This is a genomic window from Streptomyces sp. NPDC041940 (assembly GCF_055589465.1).
In genome coordinates this window covers 67822-80263 of record NZ_JBVJBP010000001.1, presented here as the reverse complement: position 1 = coordinate 80263, position 12442 = coordinate 67822, and the positions used below count along the sequence as shown (strand labels likewise).

The following is a 12442-nucleotide window of genomic DNA, read 5'->3' as shown; positions in this document are numbered from 1 at the left end:
GTGGCATAGACCAGAGGGCTGTGCCTGCCCGGGGGGCGACCCCCGGACCCCCGGCAGCGGCCGGACCGCCCGCGTCAGCGCCCGTTGAACGCATCCTTGAGCCGCGAGAACAACCCTTGCTGCCCGGGCTGGAACTGCCCCGTGGGCCGCTCCTCGCCGCGCAGCTTGGCCAGCTCGCGCAGCAGTCGCTCCTGCTCGGGGTCGAGCTTCGTCGGGGTCTGGACCTCGACGTGGACGATGAGGTCGCCGCGTCCGCCGCCCCGCAGGTGCGTGATGCCCCGGCCGTGCAGCGGGATCGACTGGCCGGACTGGGTGCCCGGGCGGATGTCGACCTCCTCCATGCCGTCCAGCGTCTCCAGCGGCACCTTCGTGCCGAGGCACGCGGCCGTCATGGGGATCGTCACCGTGCAGTGCAGGTCGTCGCCGCGCCGCTGGAAGGTGGAGTGCGGGAGTTCGTGGATCTCGACGTAGAGATCACCGGCGGGACCACCACCGGGCCCGACCTCGCCCTCACCGGCGAGCTGGATGCGCGTGCCGTTGTCGACACCGGCGGGGATCTTCACGGTCAGGGTCCGCCGGGAGCGCACGCGGCCGTCACCGGCGCACTCCGGGCACGGCGTCGGCACCACGGTCCCGAAGCCCTGGCACTGCGGGCAGGGCCGGGACGTCATGACCTGGCCGAGGAACGACCGGGTGACCTGCGACACCTCACCGCGACCGCGGCACATGTCACACGTCTGCGCGCTCGTCCCCGGCGCGGCACCCTCGCCGCTGCAGGTGTTGCAGACGACGGCCGTGTCGACCTGGATGTCCTTCGTCGTACCGAAGGCGGCCTCGTCGAGCTCGATCTCGATCCGGATCATGGCGTCCTGGCCGCGGCGGGTGCGCGAGCGCGGACCGCGCTGCGACGCCGTGCCGAAGAACGCGTCCATGATGTCGGAGAAGTTCCCGAAGCCACCGGCTCCGAAGCCGCCCGCGCCGCCGCCCGCGGCCTGCGAGAGCGGGTCACCGCCGAGGTCGTAGACCTGCTTCTTCTGCGGGTCCGACAACACCTCGTAGGCGGCGTTGATCTCCTTGAACCGCTCCTGGGTCTTCGGATCGGGGTTGACGTCCGGATGCAGCTCGCGTGCGAGCCGCCGGAAGGCCTTCTTGATCTCTTCCTGCGACGCGTCGCGGCGCACGCCGAGTACGGCGTAGTAGTCCGTGGCCACTACGACTCCGCCAGGATCTGTCCGACGTACCGTGCCACTGCGCGTACCGCTCCCATCGTTCCCGGGTAGTCCATGCGGGTCGGTCCGACCACGCCGAGCTTGGCGACTGCCTCGCCGCCCGAACCGTAGCCGACCGACACGACGGACGTGGAGTTGAGTCCTTCGTGGGCGTTCTCATGACCGATACGTACGGTCACGCCCGGATCCTTCGCCTCGCCGAGCAGCTTGAGGAGCACGACCTGCTCCTCCAGCGCCTCCAGCACCGGCCGGATCACCAGGGGAAAGTCATGCCCGAAGCGGGTGAGATTGGCGGTGCCGCCGATCATCAGCCGCTCCTCGTTCTCCTCGACGAGCGTCTCCAGAAGCGTGGAGAGCACCAAGGAGACCGTACCCCGGTCCTCGTGCTCGAACGCCTCCGCCAGATCCTCCACCAAACTCGGCACATCCGCGAAACGGCGGTTCGCGACACGGCTGTTGAGCCGTGCGCGCAGATCCGCGAGCGAGGCCTCGCCGAAGGGCGCCGGGCAGTCGACCACCCGCTGCTCGACCCGCCCGGTGTCCGTGATCAGCACGAGCATCAGCCGCGCGGGCGCGAGGGAGAGCAACTCCACATGCCGCACGGTCGACCGGGTCAGCGACGGGTACTGCACGACGGCCACCTGGCGCGTGAGCTGCGCCAGCAGCCGAACCGTACGCGCCACGACGTCGTCGAGGTCGACGGCGCCCTCGAGGAAGTTCTGGATCGCGCGCCGCTCGGGCGCGGTCATCGGCTTGACGCCGGCCAGCTTGTCCACGAACAGCCGGTAGCCCTTGTCGGTGGGGATGCGCCCGGCACTGGTGTGCGGCTGGGCGATGTATCCCTCGTCCTCGAGGGCCGCCATGTCGTTGCGGACGGTGGCCGGGGAGACGCCGAGGCTGTGCCGCTCGGTGAGGGCCTTGGAGCCGACGGGCTCCTCGGTGCCGACATAGTCCTGGACGATGGCGCGCAGTACCTGAAGCCTGCGTTCACTGAGCATCGCGCGCACCTCCAGAAGTCGTCCGCCTGCTGCCTGCCTGTCGTGGCCTGGCACTCTACGCGTGCGAGTGCCAGCATTCCCCGGCCCAGTGTACGGCGGTGGGGTGCACCCCCGGCAAGGCTGGTCGTGCGTTGTCGTGCCCGCGACGGGTGTCACCGCTAGCGTCGCCGTATGACGGTGACTTGGGAAGAGCTCGGGTGGGAGCGGGTGGCCGCCGGGGTGGGGCGGTGCCGCCTTCCGGTGTGGGACTGCACGGCGGGACTGGTCGCCGGTGAGGGCGCGGTCCTCATGATCGACGCGGGGTCGAGCCCGGCCGAGGGCGCGCGGTTGCGCACACAGGCGCAGTCGCTCACCGGTCATCGTGTGACGCATCTCGCGCTGACCCACCCCCACTTCGACCACGTCTTCGGAGCGGCGGCGTTCCCGGAGACGGAGCTGTTCGGCGCCGTGGGCGTGGACGCGGTCCTCACCCGCGTGCGGGACCGCGAGGAGCTGCGCGCGGACGCGGTACGCAACGGCCTGGCGGAGCCTGTCGCGCGGGAGTCGGCGGAGCGGCTGGTCCCGCCCCGCCATCTGGTCTCCGGCGAGTGGACGCTCGACCTGGGCGGCGGCCGCCAGGTGCTGCTGGCGAACGTGGGCCCGGGGCACACCGGGCACGACCTGGCGGTGCTGGTGCCGGGCGATCCGGAGGTGGTGTTCTGCGGCGACCTGGTCGAGGAGTCCGGCGAGCCCCAGGCGGGCCCCGACGCCGTGCCGTCGCACTGGCCGGCCGCCCTGGACCGGCTGCTGGATCTGGGCGGCGAGGACGCGCTGTACGTGCCCGGTCACGGAGCGGTGGTGGACGCGGCGTTCGTCCGGGCCCAGCGGGACGCGCTGGCGGCGCGTTTCGGCGTGTCGCGGTGATCGCCGTACGCCTTCTCCTATCGTCATTCGAATGCGCCAGTACTCCGCCGACCTGACCCCGCCGTGGAAGAAGCCGAAGCCGGTACCCGAGGTTCCGGCGGATCCGGGCCTGGTGGTCGAGGAGGCCGGGAGCGGCTTCTGCGGCGCGGTGATCCGCTGCGAGGCGGGCACGGTGACACTGGAGGACCGCTTCGGCAAGCACCGCGTGTTCCCGATGGAGCCGCGCGGCTTCCTGCTGGAGGGCAGGCCGGTGACGCTGGTCCGCCCGTCGTCCGGCCCCTCCCGTCCCACGCGCACCGCCTCCGGTTCGGTGGCCGTTCCCGGCGCACGCGCGCGTGTCGCCCGCGCCGGCCGCATCTACGTCGAGGGCCGGCACGACGCCGAGCTGGTCGAGAAGGTGTGGGGCGACGACCTGCGCATCGAGGGCGTGGTCGTGGAGTACCTGGAGGGCGTCGACGACCTGCCCTCGATCGTCTCCGACTTCGCCCCCGGCCCCGACGCGCGGTTGGGCGTCCTGGTGGACCACCTCGTGCCGGGCTCGAAGGAGTGGCGCATCGCCGAGTCGGTCACGAGCGAGCACGCCCTGGTGGTCGGCCACCCGTACATCGACATCTGGGAAGCGGTGAAGCCGACGTCCCTCGGCATCGAGGCCTGGCCCCGGATCCCGCGCGGCCAGGACTGGAAGACGGGCGTGTGCCGTGCCCTGGGCTGGCCACCCAACACGGGCGCGGCCTGGCAGCGGATCCTGTCGGGCGTGCGGTCGTACAAGGACCTGGAGCCGGAGCTGCTGGGCAGGGTGGAGGAACTGATCGACTTCGTCACTGCGTAGCTGCTTAGCTGCGGGCATGCGTGCCGCTAAGGGCGGCACGGGTGGGCGCAGCGGCACCCCGCTACGCCGGGCTGCGCACCCACCCCGCCCCCAGCACCCACGCCGAGCACCTCAGTCCACGAGATCCCGAACAACCCCATCGGCCAACAACCGCCCCCGCAGAGTGAGCACGGCCCGCCCTCCCTCATACGGACCCTCTTGGAGCAGCCCGTCCGACAGCGCCTTGCGCGAGGCAGCCAGCCCCTCCTCCCGCAGCAACGTCAACGGCACCCCCTCCCGCAGCCGCAACTCCAGCAGAATCCGCTCCACCCGCCGGTCCTCCTCCGACAGCACCTCACGCCCGGCCCCCGGCGACCGCCCCACCGCCAGCGCCCCCGCATAAGCCCCCGGATGCTTGACGTTCCACCACCGCACCCCGCCCACATGGCTGTGCGCCCCCGGCCCGGCCCCCCACCAGTCGGCCCCCCGCCAGTACAGCTCGTTGTGCAGACACCGCCCCGCCTCCGAGGTCGCCCAGTTGGACACCTCGTACCACTCGAAGCCCGCCGAGGACAGCGCCTCCTCGGCGATGAGATAGCGGTCGGCGTGCACATCGTCGTCCGTCATGGGGACCTCGCCCCGGCGGATACGACGAGCCAGCTGCGTGCCCTCCTCGACGATCAGCGCGTACGCGCTGACATGGTCCGGCCCCGCCCCCAGCGCGGCACTCAGCGTGGCCCGCCAGTCGTCGTCGCTCTCCCCCGGCGTGCCGTAGATCAGGTCCAGGTTCACATGGTCGAACCCCGCCGCCCGCGCCTCCGCCACGCACGCCTCGGGCCGCCCGGGCGTATGCGTACGGTCCAGGACCTTCAGCACATGCTGCCGCGCGCTCTGCATGCCGAACGAGATCCGGTTGAAGCCGCCCTCCCGCAGCGCGGCCAGATACGCCGGATCCACCGACTCCGGATTCGCCTCCGTCGTGATCTCGGCGTCCGGTGCGAGCCCGAACTCGTCACGGATCGCGCCCAGCATCCGTACGAGGTCACCGGCGGCCAGCAGCGTGGGCGTTCCCCCGCCCACGAACACCGTACGAACGGGCCGCGGATCATCACCCAGCACCTTGCGCGCCAGGCGGACCTCCTCGACCAGCGTCTCGGCGTAGTTGTCGCGGGAGGCCAGCACGCCGCCCGTGCCGCGCAGCTCGGTCGCCGTGTAGGTGTTGAAGTCGCAGTAGCCGCAGCGGGTCGCGCAGTACGGGACGTGCAGATAGAACCCGAGCGGACGGTCGGCGGCCCCGGCGAGCGCGGACGCGGGCAGTGAGCCGTCGTCGGGGACGGGCTCGCCGTCGGGAAGTGCGGAAGGCATGCCTTCCATTGTCCAGCACCCGCGCGCTCGCTCCGCCTCCTCACTCCGCTCACTCCGCCTGCAGCACCAGCAGCGCGAGATCGTCGGCCGGGGGCCGCGCCCCGAACTCGTGCACCAGCCGCTTGATCCGCTCGGCTATCAGCTCGGCGTCCAGCCCCGCGCACCCGGCCAGCGCCGCCGCGAGCCCGTCCTCGTCGTCGAACTGGCGGGATCCCGAGCGGCGCTCGGTCACGCCGTCGGTGACGCACAGCAGCGTGTCGCCGGGCCGCAGCTCGAAGGTGTCGCTGGTGTACGTGGCGTCCTCGACGACGCCCAGGAGGGTCCCCGGCCGCGCTGTCGCGTGGACCTCGCCGCCCGCCCCGAGCAGCAGGGGCAGCGGGTGCCCGGCGGAGGCGACGGTGCAGCGGACGCCGCCGTCGAAGGGGACCAGTTCGCCGTAGAGCAGGGACAGGAAGCGTGTCTGGGGGCCGTCGCCCGGCGGGGTCGGCCGGGCGCCCGCGGCCACCAGCGCCCGGGTCGCCGCGTCGGCGGCCTCCGTGGCGTCGTCGAGCAGGAGCTGGTTGAGGCGGTCCAGGACGTCGGCGACCTGGTAGCCCTCGCGGGCCAGCAGCCGCAGCCAGGGCCGGGCCAGGCCGATCACGACGGCCGCCTCGGGCCCCTTGCCCTGGACGTCGCCCACGGCGAAGCACCAGCGGCCGTCACCGGCCGGGAACAGGTCGTAGAAGTCGCCGCTGGGCCCGCCCTTGTCGTACGGCTCGTAGACGAGCGCGCTGCGCACCCCGGGGATCTCGGCGACGGCGCCGGGCAGCAGTCCGCGCTGGAGTACGGCGCTGATGGTGGCCTGGCGGGCGTACTGGCGGGCGGCGCCGATGGCGAGGGCGACGCGGCGGCTGAGGTCCTCCACGAGGCCGGTGATCTCGTCGGGGAAGCCGGCGGCCCCGGAGCGGCCGATGACCAGGGTGCCCAGCGGGCGTCCCCCGGCGACCAGCCGGTACGCGAGTGCCGAACCCGGTTCGCCCGGCGCGTCACCGAGCGCCTCGCCCGGCCAGAGGTAGTCGACGGGCCAGGACCCGGGCGGGTCGGACGGGTGCGGCGGGTCCTTCTCCAGGGCCCGGCGCAGTTCCTCGATGCGGTTCTCGCTGCCGTGCCAGACCCGGGCCAGGCGCGCCCCGCCCGCTCCGGCCCCGCCGCTCCAGCCGCCGCCGGTGGCCTCGTCCTCCAGCCACACCGCGCACCAGTCGGCCAGCCGGGGCACGATCAGCTGCCCGGCGAGCGCGGCGACCAGATCCTCGTCGAGCTGCCCGGCGAGCAGATCGGAGGCCTCCGCGAGGAAGGAGAGGGCCCCGCGGCCCAGCCAGGCACCGTCGCACCCGTCACTGCCACCCTCGTGACGGTCCCGCCAGTCCCGTACGTCGTTCCAGTCACGCGAGTCCCGTAGGGCGCCGCGGGCGTCATGCGGGTCATGCCGGTCCCGTAGGGCATGGGGGTCCTGTGAGCCCTGCCGGTCCCGTAAGCCACGAGAGTGCTGCGCGTCCCGCGATTCCTGCGCGTCCCGCGAGCCCCGCCCGTCACGCCGACCCCGTCCGGCCGCCCTCGACTCCCCCGCGTGCCCCGCATCCCCCGCGTCCTCCGCACCCGATCCCTCGGCCTCCCAGCCCTGGCGCGGCTCCGGCGCCAGGATCTCCGCCACCCGCATCCCGCGCGCCAGCGTCTGCTCCTCGGCGTACGCCTCGATCTGCTCGCCCGCCGCGCACCCCCCGGCGGGCAACCGCGCCCAGACGGTCTTGCGGCCCGTGCGGTACGTGATGCCCCAGGCCTCGGAGAGCGCGCCGACGAGCCGCAGGCCGCGCCCGTACTCGGGCATGTCGTGCGGTGTCTCCGGTTCGCCGCCGCGCGGGGCGCGTGAGGGGTGGTGGTCGCAGACCTCGACGACGAGCGCGACCGTCTCCTTGTCGCCGCCGTCGCCGCCGTCATCGCCCTGGCCAGCGTCGGCGCCTTCCAGCCGGCACTCCAGCTCGACATCGGTGCCGGCGTGCACGACGGCGTTGGTGACCAGTTCGCTGACGACGAGCGTGGCGTCGTCGGCGAGACGGTCGGTGAGGTGCCCGGTGCCGGGCAGGCCGAGCCGGGTCCACTCGGCGAGCGCCGAGCGCACAAGGGCGCGTGCGGTGCCCGGCGCGAGCGAGCTGCCGGACAGGGTCGCGTGCGCCCGCGCGCACTCCCGTGCGGGCGCCTGGGATATGGGTGCGGGCGCCGCGCAGGCCGGGGCGCACGCGTCGGGCGTGAGCGTCTCGGCAGTCGGTGCGGGCTCCTCGGAGACGAGCGCGTCCTCACCGGACGCAGGCGTCTCCGAAGCGTGTGCAGGCGCCTGCGAGGCACGGGAGGCGGTCTCCCGTTGCGTCGGAATGGCCCCCATGGACGGCTCCCCGGGCAGTTCGTACGAATACGCCACAGTCGATGCCGACAGAGTGACAGACTGGCCCCGCCCATAAGCGCCGAGTTACCGAAGTGGGCCGCCATGAGTGAGAACAGTGCTACTCCTGTGGTCGAAGACCGGTACGAAGACGGTCAGATTCGTACATCCGATCTACGTCCACTACTTGCCGCGATGACCGCCGCACGCGACGGCGACTTCACCAAGGTGCCGGAATCCGGCCACGGGATGGTGGCCGAACTCACCGCGGTCCACAACCAGATCATGGACCGCAGCGTCCACTTCACCACCGAGGTGCAGCGCGTCCGACGGGAGCTGGTGCGGCACGGCCGGCTCGACGAGCGCCTCTCGGCCAGCCCGGGCCAGGGCCTGTGGACCTCCCGCGTCAACGACGTGAACCAGTTGCTCGACGCCCTGGTCGCCCCGGCGGCGAACGCCACGCGGGTGCTGGACGCGGTGGCCGGAGGCGATCTGACCCAGCGGGTCGATCTGCACGACGGGACCCGGCAGTTACGCGGCGACCTGCGCCGTCTCGGCCGGGCCGTGAACACGATGGTGGATCAGCTGTCCCTGTTCACGGGCGAGGTGACACGGGTCGCGCGCGAGGTCGGCACCGAGGGCCGGCTCGGCGGCCGGGCCAATGTGCGGGGCCTGTCGGGCAGTTGGCGGGACGTCACCGAGGCCGTCAACACCATGGCGTCCCGGCTGACGGCCCAGGTGCGGGACATCGCGGCCGTGACGACGGCGGTGGCCCGGGGCGACCTGACCCGCACGGTCACGGTGGAGGCGACCGGCGAGCTGCTGGAGCTGAAGCTGACCGTGAACACGATGGTCGACCAGCTCTCCGCCTTCGCCGACGAGGTCACGCGCGTCGCCCGCGAGGTCGGCACCGAGGGCCAGTTGGGCGGCCGGGCGCAGGTGCGGGGCGTCTCCGGGGTCTGGAAGGACCTCACCGACAACGTCAACTTCATGGCGTCGAACCTGACCTCCCAGGTCCGCAACATCGCCCAGGTGACGACGGCCGTGGCCAACGGCGATCTGTCCCAGAAGATCACGGTCGCCGCGCAGGGCGAGATCCTGGAGCTCAAGTCGACCATCAACACGATGGTGGACCAGCTCTCCGCCTTCGCCGACGAGGTGACCAGGGTCGCCCGCGAGGTCGGCACCGAGGGCAACCTCGGCGGCCGCGCTCAGGTCCGGGGCGTCTCCGGGGTCTGGAAGGACCTCACCGACAACGTCAACTTCATGGCGGACAACCTCACCTCCCAGGTGCGCAACATCGCCCTCGTCTCCACGGCCGTCGCCCAGGGCGACCTCGGCAAGAAGATCACGGTGGAGGCCAAGGGCGAGATCCTGGAGCTCAAGTCCACGATCAACACGATGGTGGACCAGCTCTCCGCCTTCGCCGACGAGGTGACCAGGGTCGCCCGCGAAGTCGGCACCGAGGGCAACCTCGGCGGTCAGGCCCAGGTCCGGGGCGTCTCCGGCGTCTGGAAGGACCTCACCGACAACGTCAACTTCATGGCGCTGAACCTGACCTCCCAGGTCCGCAACATCGCCCAGGTCACCACCGCCGTCGCCAACGGCGACCTGTCGAAGAAGATCACGGTCGACGCCCGCGGCGAGATCCTGGAGCTGAAGGACACCGTCAACACGATGGTGGAGCAGCTGCGCGCCTTCGCCGACGAGGTCACCCGCGTCGCCCGCGAGGTCGGCACCGACGGCCGGCTCGGCGGCCGGGCCCAGGTGCTGGGCGTCTCAGGCGTCTGGCGGGATCTGACGGACAACGTCAACTACATGGCCGACAACCTCACCTCCCAGGTGCGCAACATCGCCCAGGTGGCGACGGCCGTGGCGCAGGGCGACCTGTCCCGGAAGATCGACGTGGACGCGCGGGGCGAGATCCTGGAGCTGAAGACCACCATCAACACGATGGTCGACACGCTGTCCTCCTTCGCCTCCGAGGTCACCCGCGTGGCCCGCGAGGTCGGCAGCGAGGGCCAACTGGGCGGTCAGGCCCGGGTCGAGGGCGTCTACGGCACCTGGAAGCGCCTGACGACGAACGTCAACGAACTCGCACTCAACCTCACCACCCAGGTCCGCGCGATCGCCGAGGTCGCCTCCGCCGTGGCCCAGGGCGACATGTCCCGCTCGATCACGGTCGAGACGCGCGGCGAGGTCGCCGAGCTGAAGGACAACATCAACCTGATGGTGGCCAACCTCCGCGAGACGACCCGCGCGAAGGACTGGCTGGAGTCCAATCTGGCCCGCCTCGCCGCCCTGATGCAGGGCCACCGCGACCTGATGGAGGTCGCCGACCTGATACTCCGCGAGCTGACCCCGCTGGTGAACGCCCAGTACGGCGCGTTCTACCTGGCGGACGAGGACGGCGCGGCCCTGCGCACCACCGTGCCGATCAAGGGCCTGGCCTTCATCGCCGGCTACGGCGCCGCCCAGGACGCGACCGTCGAGACCGGCGGCCTGCCCGTGCACGGCCTGGTCGCGCAGGCGGCCCGGGAGAAGAAGCGGATCCTGGTGGAGGGCGCCCCGCCCGACTACATCAAGATCAACAGCGGCCTCGGCGAGGCGGCCCCCACCACGATCGTCATCATCCCGATCCTCTTCGAGGACAAGCTCCTCGGTGTCATCGAGCTCGCCTCGTTCTCCCGCTTCTCCGACGTACACCTGGCGTTCTTCGACCAGTTCGTCAACACCATCGGCGTCGCCATCAACACGATCATCGCCAACTCCCGCACGGAGTCCCTGCTCGGCGAGTCCCAGCGCCTCGCCATGCAGCTCCAGGAACGCTCGGACGAACTCCAGAAGCAGCAGGGCGAGCTGCAGCGCTCCAACGCCGCGCTGGAGGAGAAGGCCGCCCTGCTGGCCACGTCCTCCCAGTACAAGTCCGAGTTCCTGGCGAACATGTCGCACGAGCTGCGCACCCCGCTGAACTCCCTGCTGATCCTGGCCCGGCTGCTCTCCGACAATCCGGACGGCCGTCTCTCCGACCAGGAGGTGCAGTTCGCGACGACGATCCACCGCTCGGGCTCGGACCTGCTCCAGCTGATCAACGACATCCTCGACCTGTCGAAGATCGAGGCGGGCCGGATGGACGTACGCCCCAAGCGGCTCCCGCTCATCAAGCTGCTCGACTACGTCCACGCCACGTTCCGCCCCCTCACCATCGACCGGGGGCTCGCCTTCGAGGTCGCGGTCGGCGAGGACGTACCGCGCGAGATGTACTCGGACGAACAGCGGCTCCAGCAGATCCTGCGCAATCTCCTGTCCAACGCGATCAAGTTCACCGCGTCGGGCAAGGTCGAGCTGCGGGTCGACCGGGTACAGGACACCGAGCACCGTTGGGTGCGGGACACCGACGACGTCGTCGCGTTCGCCGTGTCCGACACGGGCATCGGGATAGCGCCGGAGAAACTCCCGGTGATCTTCGAGGCGTTCCAGCAGGCCGACGGCACCACCAACCGCAAGTACGGCGGCACCGGCCTCGGCCTGTCGATCAGCCGGGAGATCGCGGGCCTGCTCGGCGGCCGGATCATCGCCGAGAGCGAGCCCGGCAAGGGCTCCAGGTTCACCCTGTACGTCCCGGTCGTCAGCCCCGGCCACACGGCGCCGGTGCCCGTCCCGGAGGAGCGCACGGCGCTGCCCCTGCCCCTCCAGTCGACCGCGGGACCGTACCCGGCCGCACACGACACGGAGGACGCCTGGCCGGCGCCGACGAAGCTGGAGGCGTGGACGTCCGGCAGGCCGGGCCGGATCCTGGCCGGGCGCCGGGTGCTGATCGTCGACGACGACATCCGCAACGTGTTCGCCCTCACCCATGTCCTGGGCCGGGTCGGCATGACCGTGCTGTATGCGGAGAACGGCCGCGAGGGCATCGAGACCCTTGAGCGCAGCGCGGACGTCGAACTGGTCCTGATGGACATCATGATGCCGGAGATGGACGGCTACGAGACCATCTCCGCCATCCGCCGCACCCCCCGCTGGACGGGCCTGCCGATCGTGGCGCTGACCGCCAAGGCGATGCCGGGCGACCGGGAGAAGTCCATCGCCCGCGGCGCCAACGACTACGTGCCCAAGCCGGTGGACATCGACCGGCTGCTGACGGTCGTGTGCGAACTCCTGGAGCCGGAGGCCATGGAGGACTCGCAGGAGGAGGCCCGACCGTCATGAGCACCGACCACGCCGGAATCCTCCTGGTCGACGACATGGAGGACAACCTGACCGCCCTGGAGGCCGTCCTCGCCTCCCTCAACGAACCGCTGGTGCGCGCCCGTTCGGGCGAGGAGGCGATGAAGGCCCTGCTGCGGCAGCCGATCGCCCTGGTCCTGCTCGACATCCGCATGCCCGGCATGGACGGCTTCGAGACGGCCGCCCACATCAAACGCCTCGACCAGACCCGCGACGTCCCGATCATCTTCCTGACCGGCGCGGACGACGACTCGGGCTACGCCTTCCGCGGCTACGCGACCGGCGCCGCCGACTACCTGACCAAGCCCTTCGACCCGTGGGTCCTCAGGGCAAAGGTCAGCGTCTTCCTGGACCTCTACCGCAAGGGCAGAGAGGTGGAACGCCTACGCACGCAGGTCCAGGACCTGCGACGCCGGGTGGGTGACGCCCCTTAGGGGCGCGGGGAAGGGCGCGACAAGCCACAACGGACCCGCACCCGCCGCGCGCAGCCCCCGCCACC

8 protein-coding genes are annotated in these 12442 nt (G+C 71.6%); 4 read left to right on the top strand and 4 right to left on the bottom strand.

Annotation, left to right across the window (positions count from 1 at the left end; translation table 11 throughout):
• Nucleotides 1-74: 74 nt before the first annotated feature.
• Nucleotides 75-1211, bottom strand: coding sequence for a molecular chaperone DnaJ (gene dnaJ / locus ACZ6I3_RS00320; RefSeq protein ID WP_189723487.1), 1137 nt, complete (start codon nt 1209-1211; stop codon nt 75-77).
• Nucleotides 1211-2227 carry a heat-inducible transcriptional repressor HrcA gene (hrcA, locus tag ACZ6I3_RS00315; protein WP_469410620.1) on the bottom strand — a complete coding sequence of 339 codons (1017 nt, stop codon included), beginning with the start codon at nt 2225-2227 and terminating at the stop codon, nt 1211-1213. Before hrcA ends, dnaJ begins: the two co-directional genes overlap by 1 nt.
• Before the next feature lie 171 nt (nt 2228-2398).
• Between hrcA and ACZ6I3_RS00310 the strand changes: the two genes are divergently transcribed.
• Nucleotides 2399-3130, top strand: a complete 732-nt coding sequence (locus ACZ6I3_RS00310; RefSeq protein WP_469410619.1) for an MBL fold metallo-hydrolase — start codon at nt 2399-2401, stop codon at nt 3128-3130.
• Between the two features lie 31 nt (nt 3131-3161).
• Nucleotides 3162-3959: a DUF3097 domain-containing protein gene (locus ACZ6I3_RS00305; protein WP_469410618.1), complete on the top strand. Its 798-nt coding sequence runs from the start codon at nt 3162-3164 to the stop codon at nt 3957-3959.
• A 111-nt stretch (nt 3960-4070) separates the two neighbouring features.
• On the opposite strand, the gene hemW is transcribed toward ACZ6I3_RS00305, so the two are convergent.
• The gene (gene hemW / locus ACZ6I3_RS00300) at nt 4071-5303 is read right to left on the bottom strand and encodes a radical SAM family heme chaperone HemW (RefSeq protein ID WP_469410617.1); all 1233 of its coding nucleotides are present in this window, start codon (nt 5301-5303) and stop codon (nt 4071-4073) included.
• 49 nt (nt 5304-5352) lie between these two features.
• Nucleotides 5353-7719 carry a SpoIIE family protein phosphatase gene (locus ACZ6I3_RS00295; RefSeq protein ID WP_469410616.1) on the bottom strand — a complete coding sequence of 789 codons (2367 nt, stop codon included), beginning with the start codon at nt 7717-7719 and terminating at the stop codon, nt 5353-5355.
• Nucleotides 7720-7911: 192 nt separating this feature from the next.
• Between ACZ6I3_RS00295 and ACZ6I3_RS00290 the strand changes: the two genes are divergently transcribed.
• Nucleotides 7912-11925 carry a HAMP domain-containing protein gene (locus tag ACZ6I3_RS00290; RefSeq protein WP_469410615.1) on the top strand — a complete coding sequence of 1338 codons (4014 nt, stop codon included), beginning with the start codon at nt 7912-7914 and terminating at the stop codon, nt 11923-11925.
• Nucleotides 11922-12377, top strand: a complete 456-nt coding sequence (locus ACZ6I3_RS00285; RefSeq protein WP_469410614.1) for a response regulator — start codon at nt 11922-11924, stop codon at nt 12375-12377. Before ACZ6I3_RS00290 ends, ACZ6I3_RS00285 begins: the two co-directional genes overlap by 4 nt.
• Nucleotides 12378-12442: the final 65 nt, after the last annotated feature.

Coding starts and splice junctions, on each gene's coding strand:
- ACZ6I3_RS00295 (WP_469410616.1), bottom strand. CDS start 7,719: ATGGGGGCCATTCCGACGCAACGGGAGACCGCCTCCCGTGCCTCGCAG.
- ACZ6I3_RS00310 (WP_469410619.1), top strand. CDS start 2,399: ATGACGGTGACTTGGGAAGAGCTCGGGTGGGAGCGGGTGGCCGCCGGG.
- ACZ6I3_RS00290 (WP_469410615.1), top strand. CDS start 7,912: ATGACCGCCGCACGCGACGGCGACTTCACCAAGGTGCCGGAATCCGGC.
- hemW (WP_469410617.1), bottom strand. CDS start 5,303: ATGCCTTCCGCACTTCCCGACGGCGAGCCCGTCCCCGACGACGGCTCA.
- ACZ6I3_RS00305 (WP_469410618.1), top strand. CDS start 3,162: ATGCGCCAGTACTCCGCCGACCTGACCCCGCCGTGGAAGAAGCCGAAG.
- hrcA (WP_469410620.1), bottom strand. CDS start 2,227: ATGCTCAGTGAACGCAGGCTTCAGGTACTGCGCGCCATCGTCCAGGAC.
- ACZ6I3_RS00285 (WP_469410614.1), top strand. CDS start 11,922: ATGAGCACCGACCACGCCGGAATCCTCCTGGTCGACGACATGGAGGAC.